The following is a 17,549-nucleotide window of genomic DNA, read 5'->3' as shown; positions in this document are numbered from 1 at the left end:
GCGAAGACCGACGAGGAACCATCGACGTGCGATCACCTCATCGGGGCCGAAACCATCGGCTGATGCCCGTCCACCCCGTCACGAACCACCATCTGACACCTTGAAGCCGCTGCCGCCTGCTCAACCAGTTCGGCAGCCGGGGGTGCGGGACGAAGATCCAGACGTCGGAGAGGACGGTGTCGGCGTGCTCGCGGACATCAGGGGCGGGGTCGCGCAGCAGCCCGCGAACGATCTCCAGTGTCGTGTCATCGACCTCGCCCGTACGGCGGACCATGTGCGACACGGCGGTCAACCCCAGGCAGCGGAGTCCCCGCCGATCGGAGGCGAGGGCTCTTCTGACCCGTGGAGCGATGACCTCGGCGTCGGAATGGCACAGGGACAGCTCGATCACGACCGTTCCGACCTGGGGGTCGTTTCGTTCGAAGGCCGCGTCGACCCGGGCCGCGCACTCCGCCGGATCAGGCGGGAGGCTTCCCCGATTCATCGGCCCTCCCTGCCGCGATCTTCACCTGAGATCAGGCTGCACGACGGACGGGCTGAAAGCCATCGAATTCCACGCATGGCCCCACCGAACTCGCTCCAGCCGGAGGCAGACGAGGGCTCAGACCAGTCGCCTGATCTCGCCGTAGGCGCGGTAGAAGCCGCCCCGGCCGGAGGGGCGCACGTCCTCGACCAGGTAGCGGGCGCCCGCCTCGCGGACGGCCTTGGGGAACTGCACGTTCCACGACTCGTAACCGGGGCTGACCACGTGGACGCGCAGGCGCTCGCCCTCGCGCACGCACTCCACGACCACGCCGTCCCCGGGGTGGGTGACCGTCTCCAGCACGGCGGACGGCTCCACCGCCGCGAGCGAGGCGGCCGCCTTCACGTCGACACGCTCGGGCACACTGCCCTCGCAGGCGGCGGCGATCGCCGCCTCGCTCGCGTCGATGCACGCCAGGGAGCCGTCGGTGGTGACGATGTACAGGCGCTCGTCGAAGAACTGCATGGAGAAGGCCGACCCGCAGCCGGTGCCGAGCTTCCACAGCCGCTCCCCCGACGCGGCGAAGCAGTACACCGACGAGTGGCTGTCCCCGGCGAAGACGTAGCGGCCCCCGGGCGAGGTCGCGCAGGAGTAGACGGGCCCGTCGCACCGGTAGACGGCCTCGACTCGGCCGTCGCTCTTGGCCAGCCGGTGGACGGTACGGCGGGCGGTGCCGGCGTAGACCGCGTCCCGCTCCTGCCAGCCGAACAGCACGTCCCGCACCTCCGGCGTCTGCCACACGAGGGTGCCGTCGGCGTCGTAGCGCGCCACGCCGTCCGAGTGGCCGTGGTAGACCGCGTCCTCGTCGCACCGGACCATCCATGCTGAGTCGCCCCGGCCCTTGCGCGCCCACTGGAGCTCGTCCTCGTAGTCGATCGTGGTGATCCGTCCGGCCCGGTCGGAGACGCCGAGGACGCCGTCGTGGATGTCGAGCCAGTAGATGTCGACGTCGGCGGCGATCTCGTAGGCCGCCCTCGGCACCTTGCCGCTCAGGTCGTACACCGTGCCGTCGTCGCAGCCCGCGTAGATCCAGAAGTCGTCGGCCACGATGCACTTGACGCCCTCCGGCAGCCGGAAACGGCTGTTCACGGTGCCGGAGTGGGTGACGGTGTAGACGTCGCCACGCTGGTTTCCGACCCAGCAGCGCTCCTCGTCCACGAAGATGCCGAACGCGGCGGAACCGCTGTCGAAGCGCCACAGGACCGGCGCCTGCCGGGCGGTGGAACGGGTGCTGACGATGGTCCTGCGGGTGACGGGCCTGCGCTGCCGCATCCCGCGCACGGCGGGCGCGTAGCCCTTGCGCACCTTCTCGCCGATCTTCTTGGCCGCCGCGGCCTGGGCCTTCTCCGCGGTCGGGAAGTCGGTGACCCTGGTCTGCCCCGCCTCGCCGATGCGCCCGTACGTGATCGTCACCTGCGTCCCGGACACGGCCGCCTCGTAGAACTTGTGCGCTCCGCCGCCGTCCTCGGACAGCTCAAGGTACGTCATAGCCGTTTTCTCCCGGTAAGCCCAGCTCGATCAACTGGTCGGGAGGCTAGAGCACCGCGACGACAGTTTTCCGGCCTCGGGCTCGCGGAAGGGACGCCTTCGATCTCCGGCGTTCCGCGATCAGGCCCGAGGGGGCGTCATCCCGGAACGCCGCCGAAGCTGATCTCGTTGCCTTCCGCGTCCCGGTAGGTCACCTTGGTCACACCGCCGTCGTACGTCTCGCGCCTGGCGGGCTCGACGCCTCGCCGCGCGATCTCGGCGACCCGGTCGTCCAGGTCGTCGACGAACGACAGCACCAGGGCGTTCCCCGCCCGTTCCGGGTCCTGCACGATGTAGACGTACCGGTTCTCGGCCATCTCCCACACCGCCTCGACGTCGTTCGGCAGGAACGAGGGCCGCCGGCCGAAGAGTCGCTCGTACCACGGCAGCGCCGCGGCGTAGTCGGTGACGGGGATGCCGACGAAGAGGTCCTGTGCCATGCCGCCCTCCGTACGTGACCGAGGTGTCGTCGGCACCGATTCTGACAGCGCCCGAAACCCCTCGGACGCCGTTATGCGGCTGCGGGGCAGGTAGCCCCGGGGGCCGATGCTCAGCCTCACCCGCCGAGTTGCCGGCGGGCCTCCTCCTCCATCATCGCGTTGAAGCGCGCGTCGCGGTCGCCATCCGCGCGCCGGGCCGTGTAGACGACGGTGTATCCGTCCGGGTCGGTGACGCGCAGGTCCCTGGTGTTCCACGGGGTGTCGGCGGGACCGTCGACCGTACCGCCACCGTGGGCGCGGGCCCGCTCGGCGAGCGCGTCGAGCTGCTCCAGAGTGGCCATCGCTCCGATCGTCCACCCCTCTCCCGCGTCGGCCTTGCCGGGACGCACCAGGATGTCCTGGTACCGCCAGCGGCGCAGGTGCACCAGCGCGGGCTCACCGCCGGGGCCGGGCACGGTGAACAGCGAGATGAAGTCCAGCCCGTTCACGTACCAGTCGACCGTGCGGTCGAGGTCGGCGACGGTCAGTGAGACGAAGGCGGGCATGCCGTAGATGTCGCGGCTGATCTCCGCGGGAATCGAATCCATGCGGCACATCGTCGAGCCTCCAGCCGCTGGAAGGTCAAACAGCCGTCGGTTCCCTTCTTCGCCGCGCGCCCAGGCACCCCGAAGGCTCCGAACACGCGCCTCGCGGGCGAGGAGTGCCCGGTACGGCGCGCGCGGGAATCGGCCCCCGATCAAAACGTGGTGCGTCGTCGCGGGAGATCGAAGTATGGTCGGCGACCATGACACTTCCTCGCGTTCGTCCCCCCTTCGTCGCCGATGAGCGGACCCAGCTCGTCGGCTGGCTCGACATGCAGCGCGCGCTCGTCCGGTGGAAATGTGAGGGGCTGTCGGAGGAGGACGCGTACCGGTCGGTGCTGCCCGCCTCGCCGCTGATGACGGTGGCCGGGCTGGTCTCCCACATGCGCTGGACCGAGCACTGCTGGTTCGAGGTCCTCTTCCTGGGCCGCCCGTCCGACGGCAATCCGCAGTTCGACGAGAACGTGGAGGACGCCGACATGCGGGCCGAGGGGGTTCCGCTCGCCCGGCTGCTCGACGAGTTCGAACAGCAGTGCCAGATCTCCAACGAGATCATCGCCGCTCATTCGCTGGACGACGTGGGCAAGCACCCCGACTACCGGTCGGCCGGCGCGACCCTGCGCTGGATGCTGATCCACATGGTCGAGGAGACCGCCAGGCACGTGGGCCACCTCGACACCATCAGGGAACTGCTCGACGGCACCAAGGGCTACTACTGAGCCTCCGCCCCCTCATTCTCAACGGGAAGCGGCCGGTCACCGGTCTCCTTCGGGCGATCCACGAGGGCGTTGACCTCCCCGTAGGCCATCGTCTCGGCGAAGGCCGTATAAGTACCGGCGATGAGCAGCTCTTGGACGCCGCGCCGGACGAGAGCGTGAGTGGCGAGGGCGATCGCCGGGCCGAGGCTGACGCGACCGACCCCGAGCTCGGCCAGCTCACCGATCGCGGGTGCTCCCGGACCGGCCATGATGTTGAGCGGCACCGGAACCTCCCGGACGAGAACCGACACCGTCTCCGGATCGGTGACCCCCGGCACGAAGATTCCGTCGGCACCCGCGTCGACGTAAGCCACCGCACGGTCCACGGTGGCCCGCAGACGGGTAACCGGATCACCGACGGCCAGCAGGTAGGTGTCGACGCGCGCGTTGAGGAACATCGGCACCTGGACGGCGTCAGCGGCCCGCCGAGCGGCGATGATCCGCTCGCACTGTTCCTCGACCGGCCGCAGCCGCGGGACCGGGGCATCGCCGTCTTCGATATTGATTCCTACGGCGCCCGCGGCAAGCACGCCCCGAACGGTTTCGGCCACCCCGTCCGGGTCGCTCGCGTAGCCGCCTTCGATGTCGGCGGTGACGGGGACATCGACCGCGGAGACGATGCGGGCGACGAGGTCGAGGGCACGGTCGCGGCCGAGCCGGTTCCCGTCGGCGGCGCCGAGGCTCCAAGCGACGCCCGCGCTGGTGGTGGCGATCGCGTCGGCCCCGGCGTCCTCGATGAGGCATGCGCTGGCGACATCCCAGGCGGTGGGCAGAACCAGCACCCGGCCGTCGGTGTGCAACTCGCGGAAACGCAGGGCTCTGTCACGGTGCGAGAACTTCATGCGGGACAGCCAACCAACTCGGCCCGGGCGCGGGCTGGCGGCTTTCGGACCTCACCAGAAGGGCTGATGCCGCGCGCCGCGTTCACCGTCGCCCTCGGGCCGGAGGCGTCCTTCCCCGCCTCCGGGAGGCCGTCACGCGGCCGCGCAGCAGGCGCGGAGCGAGGGAACGATCGATGCCGCCCCGGAAATCCATCTTCCGGCTCTCGCTTCGGCACATATCAGGGTGGCTCGTGGGCCTCGATCCTTACGCCCACCCGCCTTCCACATCCGTCACCGGCCGGGCCGGCGAAACACGTTCGAGGGACCGCAGCAGGTCTCGGACGTCGCGGGTGTCGGGGTGGCCGGCGCCGCTTTCGGCTTCCAGGTCGGCGAGCAGGGGCCGCAGGACCGCGCGCGCACGGTCGTAGTCGCCCAGCCGGGTGAGGAGCGTGCCGAGTTCCCTGCGCAGCTCCAGGACGAACCCGTCACGGTCCCCCAGCGCTGGCCGCACGTCGTGGAGCAGGCCGTCCATCTGCGAGAGCGCGACCCGGTGCCGCCCGAGCGCCGCCGCGCAGAGCGCCCCGTTGAGGCGGCAGCCCAGCACCGCCGGGTGGACGGCTCCCAGCAGCTCCGACAGCCGGGGCAGGAGATCGTCATACTCCTCGGCCGCCCGCCGGTAGTCTCTGGCCGCGAAGCGTGAGCCGGCCAGCCGCATGCGCAGCGCGAAGACCACCGGATCCTCCGGCGGAAGGACGCCCTCGGCCCCGGCGAGCGCGCCTTCGAGCAGTTCGACCGCCTGGCTGAACCGTCCTTCGAGGGCGAGTTCCTCGGCGCGCTCGTTCGCCGCCCGCAGCTCCGCCTCGGAGAGCCTCCGCCCGGGTCCGGCGTCCCGTACCGGGGCGCGAGGCCCGGTCAGCGCGGTCTCGGCGACACGCTCGGCGACGGCGGCGTACATCCGCAGCGGGTCGGGCGACGGCGGCGCGGCCGTCACGCCGGGCAGCGGCGGCGGGGCCGTCACGAACGGCAGCAGCCTCTCGTACACCTCCGCCGCGCTCACGGGCCGGTCGGCGACCCTCTTGGCCAGCAGCTCCAGGACCAGCCGTTCGATCTCGGCGGGCACATCCGCGCGGAGCGACCGCAAGGGGGCGGGCGCCTCGGTGTAGTGGCGGCCGACCTCGGCGGCGGTGTACGCCGACTCGAAGACTCGCGACCCGGTCAGCAGCTCGTGCAGCACGCAGCCCAGTGCGTACAGATCGCTTCGCGGGCCGGCCAGGCCCGTGACAGCCAGCTCGGGCGACATGTAGTGCGGTGTGCCGACGTTCTGCCCGTCCTGAGTGATCTGCGTGACGTCCGCCGAGCCCAGCATCGCGACGACACCGAAGTCGAGGACCTTGACCGTGCCGTCGGCACACAGGATCAGGTTCGTCGGCTTGAGGTCCCGGTGGATGAGCGAACGGGCGTGCGCGACCGTCAGGACCGCGCAGATCTGAGCGGCGATCGCCGCCGCCCAGGCGACCGGGAGCGGGTGGTGGCAGGCGATCAGGTCATCGACGCGGAATCCCTCGACGAGCTCCATCACCAGGTAGAGGTCACCGTCGTGAGTGCCGAGGTCGTGGATGACCGGCACCCCAGGATGCCCGATCCGCGCGGTGACCCGGGCCTCGCGGCGGAATCTCCGCTCAGCTTCCTGGCGCAGTTCCGGGGTAGGGAACCGCTCCGTGCGGATGAACTTGACCGCGACATGCCGGTCCAGCGACCGGTCGAAGCCCTTCCAGACCTCGCCGTAGCCGCCGCGGCCGAGGTAGTCGGCCAGCTCGTACCGGTCGCCGACGACGTCTCCCCGATTCACGCGGTCCCCTTCGGGAATAGAGGCGTCTCCTGCAGGAAGGATCCGATCCCTTCTCGGAGGAGACCTCTCCCTTCCAGAAGAAGAGCCGTCTCCTCCGGGAGGAACCCCACCACCTGAGAGAAGAGACCTGTCCCCTTTGGGAGAAAATCCGACTCCTGCGGGAAGAGAGCCGCCCCCTCCCGGGGAGGGCGTGCGGCGGCCGTCACAGCCCCTCGCTGTCGCGGATCATCCGGTAGACCTGCCGCCGTCCGATCTCGGTGATCCGCGACCGGAACAGCGAGTCGTCGTAGAAGCGCTGCATCAGGCCGGTGTTGCCGGTGTGCCGGTCGATGACGACCTTCTCCAGGTGGTCGGCGAACACCTCGCCGAAGTTGGCCTCGTCGTTGACGAGTGCGGCCTGTCGGAGCGCGTCGGCGCCCGCCGCCTCGCGGAACTGCTGCTCCACCCAGACCTGGTCCGCCTCCGACAGACCCAGGCCGTACCTGTCGTTGAACGCGGCGATCAGGTCGCGCAACGAGGCCGTCTCCGGCTCGGGGGCCGCGCCTCCCCCGCCGTCCGGGCCGGGGATCGTCACCTCCTCCGCCTCGGGGAGGCTGATGTCGTGCTCACCGGTCAGGCTGATCCTCAGGTGGGTGAGGTCGATCTCGCCGATGTCCACCGCCGGGTCCTCCCGGCGCGGCAGCCGGTTCAGCAGGAAGCGGCCGAACAGGTACAGCCGCTCCAGGTCCGGGTCGACGTACGGCACGACCTGCGACAGGAAACCGTACAGGCGGACGTATCCGCGCAGGTCGCCACGGAACTCCTCGGCCGCGTCCCCGCCGTTCTCGGCGTCCTCGCGCTGCCGTTCGACGAAGCGCCGCACCGCGGGCCCGGTCAGCCGGTACAGCTCGGCGTGCGCCTTCTCCAGCTCCCGCCGGGTCGCCGAGGTCCGCTCGGCCCGCAGGTAGCCCTCGGCCAGGGCCTGCATCTCCGACTCCACCAGCAGGGCGTGCCCGAGCACGGCCGCCTCGCGGGTGTACAGCAGGTTGGGGTCGATCCGCTCGGTGGCGCTGCCCTCGTAGTACGGCCGGAACGCCTCCTGGATCTCCTCGGCCTCGTTGGCGAAGTCGAGCACGAACACGTCGCCCTGCGACTTGAGCCGGTGCGTGCGGTTCAGCCGCGACAGCGTCTGCACCGCCGCCACCCCGGCGAGCTTCTTGTCGACGTACATCGTGGTCAGCAGCGGCTGGTCGAACCCGGTCTGGTACTTGTCGGCGACGACGAGGATCCGGTACTCCGCCTTCTCGGACGCGCCCGGTGAGGGGTCGTCGGCGCGGCAGTAGCCGAACCGCTCCGGCAGCTCCCGCTCGCTGAAGCCGTTGAGGCGCGCCTCGGTGTACTCCACCCCGTCGACCTTCAGCGTCTGGGAGAAGGCGATGAGCGTGCCGCAGTCCGAGTAGCCGTTCGCGGTGACGTGGTCGCGGATCGCCTGGCCGAGCCGTACGGCGTGCTCGCGTGAGCGGGTGACCACCATGGCCTTGGCCCGGCCGCCCATCCGCCCGGCGGTGTGCCTGCGGAAGTGCTCGACGATGATCTGCGCCCGCTGCTGCATGCTCGTCGGGTGCAGCTCGGCGAACCGGGTGAGCAGCGCCTGCCCCTTGCGCCGGTCGACCTCGCGGTCGCCGGGCTCGGTGCTGGCCAGCCGCCAGAACGTCGCGTAGGTGACGTAGTTCTTCAGCACGTCGAGGATGAAGCCCTCCTCGATCGCCTGCCGCATGGAGTAGGTGTGGAAGGCACGCGGCTTGCCGTCCTCGCCGGGCACGCCGAAGAGGGTCAGCGTCTTGCCCTTCGGCGTCGCGGTGAACGCGAAGTACGACAGATTGTCGTGCCTGCCCCGGGCGAGGGCGCTCGCGGTCAGCAGATCGCCGTCCTCGTCGATGTCGTCGGTGCTCGCGGCGTCGGTCGCGTCACTGGGTGCGGCGCCGCGTGTGTCTTCGGACGCCGTGCCGGACGCGATGCCGCCGCCGAGCTTGAGCAGCACCCGCTTGAGTGCCGCCGCCCCCTCGCCGGACTGCGACGAGTGCGCCTCGTCCACGATGACCGCGAACCGCCTGCCGCGCAGGCCCTCGATCTTCTGCAGCACGTGGGGGAACTTCTGCAGGGTGGTGATGACGACCTTGGCGGTCTCCCCCTGTAACGCCTCGGCGAGCTGGTCGGAGTGCTGGTCGATCCGCCGGACCACGCCCGGCGTGTGCTCGAACTGGTAGATCGTCTCCTGGAGCTGGCGGTCCAGCACCACCCGGTCGGTGATCACGATGACCTTGTCGAAGACCGGCTGATTGGGCTCATATCCCTTGGCCAGCGCGGTCTCGTCGATTCCGGCGAGGGCGGCGGGGGTGTGCAGGCCGGACAGCGCGTGCGCGAGCCAGGCAATCGTGTTGGACTTGCCCGACCCCGCCGAGTGCTGGACGAGGTAGTTGTGGCCGGCGCCGTACCGCCTGGCGTTCCCGGTCAGGGTCTGCACGGCGTGCCACTGGTGGAACCGGGGGAAGATCAGCGGCAGCCGGTGGGTCTTGCCCGGGGACGGCTTGCGCCCCTTGCCCTTCCTGACGTCCTCGTCGTCGACGTGCAGGAATCGCCTGAGCAGGTCGAGCCAGGTGTCAGGGTGCCAGATCCGCTTCCAGAGGTAGGCGGTCCGGTAGGTGCTCCCGTCATCCGTGCCGTCCAGATCGTTCGGGGTGCCCGTGCCGTACGGATCACCCAGGTCGGCCGCGCCGAGGACGCCGGGGGCATCGGGGTTGCCCGCGCCACCCGGCTTGCCGGGGCCGGCCGTACCCATGTTGAACGGCAGGAAGCGCGTCCGCTCCCCCGCCAGCCGGGTGGTGACGAACACCAGGTCCGGGTCCACGGCGAAGTGGACGAGCGCCCGCCGGGCGAACAGAAGCTCCTGGGGGTCGCGGTCCTCACGATATTGCCGTTTGGCGTTCTCGACGGTCTGGCCGGTGAGCGGGTTCTTCAGCTCGGCCGTGGCGACGGGGATACCGTTGACGAACAGGGCCAGGTCGAGGGTGTCGGTCATCTTCGCCGAGTAGCGGAACTGGCGGACCACGCTGAGGATGTTCTTGCCGTACGGTTCCAGCGCGTCGGCGGCGACGGTGTGCGCGGGCCGGAAGTAGGCCAGCCGAAAGAGGACACCCCGGTCCTTGACGCCATGCCGCAGCACCTCCAGCGCGCCCTCGTCGTCGATCGCCTTGGCCACCCGCTCGGCCAGCCGCCGCGCGGCTCCCGCCTCATCCCCGGCCTGCGCGGTGACCAGCCGCCGCCACTCCTTGGGCTGCGTCGCCCGTACGAAGTCGAGCAGCTCCTGCGTGTTCAGCCCGAGGGCGTGGTCGTAGAAGTCGTTCGAGCCCTTCAGCCAGCCCGCGTCGATCAGCGCCGACTCGATGGCGTCCTCGAAGACCTTCTCGTGGTGCACGGGGGGCACGGTCACCGGTCCTTTGGGTTCTGAGGTTCTCGGGGGTCTCGGGTTCCTCGGACGGGAAACTTCAGAGCCCACAATTGAAACAGAAGACGCGGGGCGATGGGGGATATCGGTGGAACGTTCCGAACATTCCTCCCCAAGCGGACTGCCTGGGAGCGGCCCGCAAGGGGGCGCCCGGAAGGACCCTCGCAGGGGTGAAGGCGTTCAGAGCGGAGTTGAAGGATGGAGCCGGCGAAGTCAACCGGTGGAAGGTTCAGGAGTTCCGTTGGGCCAGATACAGGGCGACGAGACACCAAGGTTCAGCACTTCTCCGCCATCACTGTCAGCGACAAGCAACGAGAACAGGAAGTCATCAGGTCGCGAGCGTCCGGTGAAGCCGATACCGTCGAGCGAAACACCGGAGACGTGATGCCCCCGCTGTTCCCACGTCTGCCTGACCTGTCGACTCACCTCGGCAAGGCGATCTTTAGGTACGTCTCGCAAGTAATACCCTCGCCCGACAACGATTCGGTCTTTGGAGCCCCCGTCGGTGGGATCAAGGCAATGATCGACCGTAAGACTAAGTTGGTCAAGATCAAGCCGGGGTTGCGGATTGACTCCCGAAATCGCCTCCTTGATAAGCTGTTCCACCCGGCCTAGCGCTTTTTCTTTGGTAATCGCGGGATGGTCCATAGTCTCTTTTCCAGTACAGCCGGCGGAAAGAACAATGAGTGCGATCATCAGTACGACGAAACGTTGCATCTACTCTCCAGCAGGTGCAGGCGAAGGCTGTGGACGGGGCGAGGGCGTTTCCACCGGCATCGCACGTGGCATAGGCGCTGGAACAGGCGGAGCAGTGGGAGATGGGGGAACCATCAACGGCCTCTGGCTAGGAAGGGGGAACGGAACGAGACGACCATACTGCCCATTGATCAGGTACCCGATATTGGTAAGAGACGCCGACCTCCTGGCCCAGTACCTGGAGTGAGCAGCCATTTCATAAGAGTCCGAATGTCCTTCGACATAGAATCTTTTAGCACCGAATTCAAGTGAACTCGGGTCGGGGCCAAGTGGAAAATTCTCTACTTTCCGGCCGAGCCTTGTAGTCCCCCACTCGACGACGTCTGAAGCAACACCCAGGTCAGCCACCAAATCGTCAGGTGCCTCTCCAACCCACACCGATTTGACCGCGAGCTGGGTTGCATTGAGCGCACGCACTCCCGGACTTCCGACGAAGATCAACTGGTCGGCGAAGTCGCCCCGGCGCAACTGTGCCGCCTCGCCAACCGTCGTAGAACCGTAGCTGTGTCCGAGGACAGTGAGCTGAACATCGGTGGTCGGCTTGTGCGCGGCGTGCAGACCATCCATGAAGCCAGCCAACAGCGGGGCGCCCTTCGCGGCGGCAGGAGGGAGCGCGGGCGTCCCATTCACACTCACAAACGTATTCCACTGCGGAGCGTCATAACCGAGCCAAGCGATAGACGCAACTTTCTTACCCTGGCCGGACCCGCTTGCCTGATCCCACGTGAGTCCGGCGCGTTCAGAATCTTCTCCGCCAAAGCCTTCCAACGTGGTTCCAGTACCTGGAACATAGACGGCCACTTTATCCGCTTCATCAGGATTCCCGAACGAGATGATGCCTTTGCCCAGACCTCCAAGTTCCAGCTGCAACAGGAGCACCGGAGGACGGCCGTTCTGCCCACCCTTCGCCAGAGCCTTCTCCACCGCCGCGAGCTGTCGCATCTTCAGCTCCTGCTCCTCGATCGACTCCTTCAGCCGCGTCGAAGACTCGCGCAGTTGATCCAGTCTCTGGCTGAGACCGTACTTCTGGTAGGGGTCGCGGATGCCCGCCATCTGGTCACTCAGCTTCTTCATCTCCGCCCCCAGCGCGGCCGAGGAGGCGCGGAGACGCTGTAGCTCCGACGGGATCGCGGACTTCTGCGCCGCGAGGTATGCCCGGTTGGCCTTGTCACGGTCCACCGCGGGAAGTCCGTTCAGGCTGCCGACCAGGCCCGGGGAGGCGTTCATCAGCTGTCCCTGCGCCAGTGGGCCGAGCTGTCGCCACCACACGCTGAGCCGTCCGGCGAGCGTCTTGTCCTTGCCGGCCTTCTGCAGGTCCGCCAATGCCTTCAGCGCCGCGACGTCCCCGCGGGCCGCGGCGGCGGTCAGCTTGTTCACCCCGTTGGCGTCCGGCGCGTGCCCGCCGAACAGGCCGAAGGCGGCCGTCGCCTGGGAGGCGGTGCCGATGTCGTGGGTCTGCTGGATCACCGCCAGCCGCTGCCGCAGGTCGCGGACCTGCTCCTCGGCCCAGACACCGGCGTCGCCGACCTGCCGTACGGAGGGCGAGGCGACGCACAGCGCCGACAGTTCGGCGGAGAGCCGCTGCCCGGCCCCGATCAGCTCCGGCCCGGCCCGCTGAAGGTCGGCCACCAGGCGGCCCATCGCGGCGACGTCCATCCCGGAGAAGGAGGACGGCCGGGCCGCCGCCGTACCGACCGACGTGGAGAACGAGGGCGCCTGCGCTTGGCCGCCGAGCTGCCTGATCCGCCGCGCCATCTCCTCGGCCGCGTTCTGGAAGGCCGACTGCAGCGCCGTACGGCGGGCCGCGAGCGCCTGGGCGAACGCCGGCGCTCCCCCGCCGACCCAGGCGTTGGCCACCATGTACCGCACCGATGAATCCAGCGCCGCCGCATGGCTCCGGCCGAGTTGGGTGACCCGCGACAACGCCGCTTCCAACTCCGCAGTCGCATTCGCCGCCACAATGCGTCAGAGTCTCACGCAAGGTCATCCAGGATCAAGGTCTGGCGTTGAAGTTTCCCGAAACAGACATTCCCGCTATACGGTCACTACAAAAGCGATTTAATGTCGGAGGCGACGAGATTCCCGGCACCCAGCCAACCCCACCAGACAGGCCATGAAAAGGCGGCGGCCCGGCCCCTTGGTGACGGGCCGGGCCGATCCTGGCGTCTCCTACCGCTCGAACCAACTGGTTCTCTTGCTACGAAACAGGAGGAAAAGGATTGTAAGAGCAAGCGCTACGCCCGCCACGACGATGTTGAACACTCCGAACAGCGTGAACGCGGTGCCGCCGTACTCCAGAGCCGCGAGCCCCTCGATCACGACGGCCGCCACCCAGGCCCCCCGTCGTCGCATGGCGATGAGGACCGACAGCGGACCCGGCACCAGCAGGGGAACCACGAACAGGTAGATGTGCCAGGGCAGGACGTCGAGGCTGGGCAGCCCCATCATCACGAGGAAGGCGAACGCGATGAAGGTCATCACTGCCCCGAGGCCCGTCTGAAGCCACATGAGCACCATCAAGGCCGTTATCTCCACCGGCATGCGCCTCCTTCCCGGCGCACTCTCCGGCGGGGACAACGGTTCCACGGGAATGTGCGGATCGGGCACCGGACCTCCGGATGTCGAAGCGGACATGGAACGGCCCGCGGACGCCCTTCCACGGAAAAGGAGTCACAGAGGCAAGCCGCCGGAGGAACCTATCAGCGGGAACCCGACCAGACAGCCGTCATGCCCTTCTTGCCGGATTTCAAGGACGACGGTGTGAACCTCAACGCTCGCCGCTCGCAACCGTTCGGGTACCCGCCACGACCGCACCCGGGCACGCTGAACGCATGCATTCCGAGTTAAAGAAAGAGAGCGTGGAAGAGGCTCTCCAAGCGTGCGCGACGCTGAGCAGATACCACTACACGCCCAACCTGGACCTTTTCCTGCTCGGCGAGCGGTGGATCACCCGCGCGGAGCGGAGCGTGGCGTCCGTCCGCCGGTTCGTGCGCGACACGGCCGGCGACTGGGACGCGGCCGGAGACGTCCCGGAGATCGCCGAGCTGCTCGTCTCGGAGCTGGCCACCAACGCCGTGGCGTACGGCACGGCCGACGCCCCCGCCCGCAACATCATCCGGGTCACGGTCGGCAAGCTGGGGGCACTGCTGGTCGTGGACGTCTACGACTCCTGCGTCGAGATCCCCCGGATGCGCAAGCCGTCCGACCTGGAGACCTCCGGCCGCGGCCTGTCCATCGTCGAGGACCTCTCCCACAACTGGGGCTGGACCCTCAACCCGTACGGCAAGTCCGTCTGGTTCCAACTCCTCGCCTGGCCCTGAGCGTCCATCCCCCCTCGTCCTCCCCTGCTTCAGGGCGCCGTCACGCGGCCGTGGGGCTGACAGCCCTGAGGGGGACAATGCTCAGTCCTTGAGCTTGGGGCCGATGTAGGCGATCACCGCGGTGCCGTCCTCCCTGCGGATCCGGAAATGCAGTCGGCCCGCGCCCGGGGTCATCCGAGCATGGAGGTCGAAGACCCTCATCGTGCCATCCAGGTCGACGAACCGGCAGAGACGTTTCCGCGTCTCGGATTCGGGCGTGACCTTGGTGCGCCAGGCGGGTTCAGGATCTTTCCCGACGTCCCACTTGCTTATCGCGACCTCCAACTCCAGCAGCAGATCCCTGACCGGGGCCAACCAATGATGACGAAGTGTTCTGAGGTCATCCTCCACCCTGGCGAGGAAACTCAGGTGGGGGAAGAAGTCGGCGCGGGACTCCCAGAGCTCTCCTGCGGTCCGAACGCCCGTGAGTCCGGTCGCGGCCACCCATTCCTCGTGAGCGGTGAGGTGCTCAGCGGTGGAGGCGTGCCTGACCACCACCTCTTCTGTGCGGAGTTGGAGGTCTCCTTCATCGGTCTCCTCCAGGCCGGCCCTCATCGGACGAACCCACTCGCTGCCCCAACGTTTCTCCAGCGGAAGGCTGACGGCCAAGGCATCGAGGAGATGAGCCGTCCCGATGCCGTCCGCGCGGTCGCCATCGAGCTGATACTCGACGTGGCCGTCACCGTCGGGAAGCACCGAGGCGAAGGGGGCTCTGTTCTGCAGCGCTCGCAGGAAAAGCCGGAGATCCCGATGACGCGGCTTCCCCATCCACTGCGACATCGAGTACTCGGCCGTGAGTTTCAGCGCGGTGAGCGGCACGGCGGAGACCAGCGAGATTTCCGGACGTCGATCCCGGCACTGCCGCAGTAGCTTCACGAAAGTGATCATGGCGTCGTCGGCGTCACGTTCGTGTGCGGCAGAGGCACAAGAAAGCTCATTGAGGCACAACAGAACAGGCATGGGGGGATTTTCTCCTCAGAATTGGTCACCCTAGGAGCTGATCGAGCGAGTTCTCCCATTCATCAAAGAATCCGGGCGGCCACTCCGATATCATCCCGTCCGACCCTATGACTGGATTGATGATATTCACTCCATCGTGCTCCCGCTGGAAATAGAGAAGCCTGACGGCTGAGCCGTCGAGCTTCCCGTGTTTCACGGCCAGCCTGAGACCGTTGAGGACATGGTCGCTGTGGCTTTCCACGATGAGCTGGGCTCCGGCGGCCACCGCTGCGGCCGCGAGCGTCGCCATCACAGTCTGACCGCGAGGGTGCAGGTGGGCCTCAGGATTCTCCAGGAGGATCACGCTTCCCGGTGTGGCCGACAGGCAGGCCACCACGATCGGCAGGACGTAGGAGAGGCCGAAGCCAACGTTGGTGGGGCGATGGGAAAGTGCCGTGGGCAGGCCGGCGACATCGATGCGGTAACCGAGCCGGACCAGGTCCGTGCCCTCGATGGTGGCGGCCTGAAGATTGACACCCGGGCAGATCTCCCGCATCCAGGCGTCGGTCTGGTCGAGGAGCGACATGGAGAGCGCGTCGGGATGCTGAAGGCAGGAGGAGGTCAGACGATCGTCCTGCCTGTGGCGGAGGAAGTTGACCGTGTGTTCGCCCCGGCAACCGAGAAATCCGCGCCGCACTGCGATTTCGTGTGACCTGGGATAGGTGACGGAGGGAGCCAGCCGATCCGCCTTGAGATATTGGAAACCAGGCCCGAACAGGCTGAGAGATTCGTCCGTCGCTTGTTTTTGAAGGTGCAGGATGTCACTTTCCTGACCGTAAAGGGCGGTCCATGAGGAGACGGTCCCCTTCTCGGTTACGGATAGCGTGATCTGCGGGCCTTCTCCCCCGGTGTCCACATGGTTCTCGTGCAGAACGTCGCGCCCGGTGCCCAGCTCGACCAGCTCTCCGTTGAGCAGGAGCCCCGAACCCGATCCACCGTCGAGCAGGCCGGCCGCATGGGATTGGCGGAGCAGGGCCAAGGCTTGCAGGACCGTGCTCTTGCCGGCCGAGTTCAGCCCGGAGAGCAGGGTGAATCGACCTAGCGGAACACTGGCACTCGCGAACGCCTTGAAATTGACGACGTCAAGCCGCTCAATCATTGATCACCCTATCGAAGAGATCCCTCACCGCGTCGAACCGCAGACGCACCTTGCTGTGGTCTCCCGTGCTCTGTGAGATCGCCCGTTCGAAATCGGGGTAATCGGTGAGCAGGTCGACGAGGCCGACCTGGACCAGGTCGCGCCGGGACATCAGCAGGGCCAGGTCTTCGTCGGTCCGCTTCGCGAGGTTCACCGCAACGGTTTCGAAGAGGGCTTTGTTGATCGGGAACCTCCGCTCGACGCCACGATAGCGCTTGCGGAAGGCATGAGGACCGAAAATGTAGTGTGCGGCATCCATCCCGCGGGCGAACTGCAGTTTGATGTGTTGGATGTCATCGCGTGTCATCTTGTTGATGGTCCGCATGGACTCGCGAAGGAAGTGGTCGAAATCGGCGTATGTGTAGGAGGCTAGAGAGACCAGCCGGAACGCGATGAACCGCAGGACCATCTCCCGATCGGCCATGCGCTCCGGGTTGACGCTCTTGTCGGTCGCCCGGAGGAACGACTCCGATTCGGCGAGTTCCCCGAGAAGCGTGCGGGCACGGCCCGGAATGAGGGCGTGCCTGAGCTCCTGGCGGGACAGCGGCAGGCCACCCGTGTTGATCCTGGCGAAGATGTTGAACTTCACCGCCTCCGGAGTGCCACGGCGGATCAGGTGGACGACCAGTTCGGTCTCCCGCAACCGCAGTTGGAGGCGGCCGGGAAGGTCGTCGAAGGCACACCCGTCGTAGTCCTGGAGATACTCCAGGCCTTGGAGGAACAACTGCTCCCTGCCGACGCCTGATGGGTCGACGAATCGCCGTATCGCAGTGAGGCGCTGGATGCCGTCCACGATCACCCACACATCGTCCTCGTCCTCGGAGGCGTAGAGCGTGGGGAGCGGGATCCTGAGCAGTAGAGACTCGATCAGGCGGCTCTGGTGTTTCTCGTTCCAGATGCCGGCCTTGCGCTGGAAGTCGGGCGCCAGGTCGATCATGCCCGTTCTGATACGCGACAGGAGGAGATCCACGGTGGGGTTCCTGGTCACCACATCGATCAGCTCCGGATCGAACGGCTCATCGATCGCCTCGATGACCTCCAATTCGACACCCGTGCTCGCTCCTGCCGAGTCGTACTCGAACAGAACGTCGTCCTGTGCGGATCTCATCTAAGGGCTTCCCGAGGTTCGTGGTCCAACGCTCCGGTCGATGCGCGGATCCAGCGTAGCCACCCTGTCTCGGGCAGACGATCTATCTCAGCCCATAGGCCGACCACCCGTTCGGGGATCTCCGCGATCCAGGAGGTTGACGAGCGTAGCGGTACGGAGATCCGTTCGGCGGTGAAGCCTTGAGGTTCACCGGCCGCCGAGGGGAC

General features: G+C 67.5%; 15 protein-coding genes. 2 read left to right on the top strand and 13 right to left on the bottom strand.

Features of this window, described 5'->3' with window-relative positions:
- Positions 1 to 37: 37 nt before the first annotated feature.
- The 4 genes from HDA43_RS30275 to HDA43_RS30260 form a co-directional block, all read right to left on the bottom strand.
- Positions 38 to 484 (bottom strand): hypothetical protein, encoded by a 447-nt coding sequence (locus HDA43_RS30275; RefSeq protein ID WP_179827696.1) that lies wholly within the window; start codon positions 482 to 484, stop codon positions 38 to 40.
- 117 nt (positions 485 to 601) lie between these two features.
- Positions 602 to 2,011 (bottom strand): WGR domain-containing protein, encoded by a 1,410-nt coding sequence (locus HDA43_RS30270; RefSeq protein ID WP_179827695.1) that lies wholly within the window; start codon positions 2,009 to 2,011, stop codon positions 602 to 604.
- 137 nt (positions 2,012 to 2,148) lie between these two features.
- Positions 2,149 to 2,490, bottom strand: a complete 342-nt coding sequence (locus HDA43_RS30265; protein ID WP_179827694.1) for a VOC family protein — start codon at positions 2,488 to 2,490, stop codon at positions 2,149 to 2,151.
- Between the two features lie 116 nt (positions 2,491 to 2,606).
- Positions 2,607 to 3,077: a VOC family protein gene (locus HDA43_RS30260; protein WP_179827693.1), complete on the bottom strand. Its 471-nt coding sequence runs from the start codon at positions 3,075 to 3,077 to the stop codon at positions 2,607 to 2,609.
- Between the two features lie 197 nt (positions 3,078 to 3,274).
- On the opposite strand from HDA43_RS30260, the gene HDA43_RS30255 reads away from it, so the two are divergent.
- On the top strand, positions 3,275 to 3,790 hold the full coding sequence (locus tag HDA43_RS30255) for a DinB family protein (RefSeq protein ID WP_179827692.1): 516 nt from the start codon (positions 3,275 to 3,277) through the stop codon (positions 3,788 to 3,790).
- Here HDA43_RS30255 and HDA43_RS30250 read toward each other — a convergent pair.
- The 6 genes from HDA43_RS30250 to HDA43_RS30225 all read right to left on the bottom strand — a co-directional run bounded on the left by HDA43_RS30250 (position 3,784) and on the right by HDA43_RS30225 (position 13,280).
- On the bottom strand, positions 3,784 to 4,671 hold the full coding sequence (locus tag HDA43_RS30250) for an isocitrate lyase/PEP mutase family protein (RefSeq protein WP_179827691.1): 888 nt from the start codon (positions 4,669 to 4,671) through the stop codon (positions 3,784 to 3,786). The two genes, HDA43_RS30255 and HDA43_RS30250, sit on opposite strands and share 7 nt — an antisense overlap.
- Before the next feature lie 244 nt (positions 4,672 to 4,915).
- Positions 4,916 to 6,499 (bottom strand): serine/threonine-protein kinase, encoded by a 1,584-nt coding sequence (locus HDA43_RS30245; protein WP_179827690.1) that lies wholly within the window; start codon positions 6,497 to 6,499, stop codon positions 4,916 to 4,918.
- 202 nt (positions 6,500 to 6,701) lie between these two features.
- Entirely contained in the window at positions 6,702 to 9,968 is a 3,267-nt protein-coding gene (locus HDA43_RS30240) for a type I restriction endonuclease subunit R (protein ID WP_312873615.1), read from the bottom strand.
- Positions 9,969 to 10,196: 228 nt separating this feature from the next.
- The gene (locus HDA43_RS30235) at positions 10,197 to 10,700 is read right to left on the bottom strand and encodes a hypothetical protein (RefSeq protein WP_179827689.1); all 504 of its coding nucleotides are present in this window, start codon (positions 10,698 to 10,700) and stop codon (positions 10,197 to 10,199) included.
- Positions 10,701 to 12,698 carry an alpha/beta hydrolase gene (locus HDA43_RS30230; RefSeq protein ID WP_312873614.1) on the bottom strand — a complete coding sequence of 666 codons (1,998 nt, stop codon included), beginning with the start codon at positions 12,696 to 12,698 and terminating at the stop codon, positions 10,701 to 10,703.
- Between the two features lie 210 nt (positions 12,699 to 12,908).
- Positions 12,909 to 13,280, bottom strand: a complete 372-nt coding sequence (locus HDA43_RS30225; protein WP_179827688.1) for a hypothetical protein — start codon at positions 13,278 to 13,280, stop codon at positions 12,909 to 12,911.
- Positions 13,281 to 13,597: 317 nt separating this feature from the next.
- Here HDA43_RS30225 and HDA43_RS30220 point away from each other — a divergent pair, with 317 nt between their 5' ends.
- Complete coding sequence (locus tag HDA43_RS30220; RefSeq protein WP_179827687.1) at positions 13,598 to 14,059, top strand: ATP-binding protein; 462 nt, start codon at positions 13,598 to 13,600, stop codon at positions 14,057 to 14,059.
- 81 nt (positions 14,060 to 14,140) lie between these two features.
- On the opposite strand, the gene HDA43_RS30215 is transcribed toward HDA43_RS30220, so the two are convergent.
- Genes HDA43_RS30215 through HDA43_RS30205 form a run of 3 tightly spaced genes read right to left on the bottom strand, consistent with a single transcriptional unit; the run spans position 14,141 to position 17,343 of the window.
- Positions 14,141 to 15,058, bottom strand: a complete 918-nt coding sequence (locus HDA43_RS30215) for a hypothetical protein (RefSeq protein ID WP_179827686.1) — start codon at positions 15,056 to 15,058, stop codon at positions 14,141 to 14,143.
- A gap of 25 nt (positions 15,059 to 15,083) precedes the next feature.
- The gene (locus HDA43_RS30210) at positions 15,084 to 16,196 is read right to left on the bottom strand and encodes an AAA family ATPase (protein ID WP_179827685.1); all 1,113 of its coding nucleotides are present in this window, start codon (positions 16,194 to 16,196) and stop codon (positions 15,084 to 15,086) included.
- Positions 16,189 to 17,343 (bottom strand): DUF262 domain-containing protein, encoded by a 1,155-nt coding sequence (locus tag HDA43_RS30205; RefSeq protein ID WP_179827683.1) that lies wholly within the window; start codon positions 17,341 to 17,343, stop codon positions 16,189 to 16,191. Before HDA43_RS30205 ends, HDA43_RS30210 begins: the two co-directional genes overlap by 8 nt.
- Positions 17,344 to 17,549 lie beyond the last annotated feature (206 nt).

Origin of the sequence: Streptosporangium sandarakinum, from assembly GCF_013409935.1 — a bacterium.
Taxonomy (GTDB): Bacteria; Actinomycetota; Actinomycetes; order Streptosporangiales; family Streptosporangiaceae; genus Streptosporangium; species Streptosporangium nondiastaticum.
This window is presented reverse-complemented; position numbering and strand designations above follow the sequence as displayed.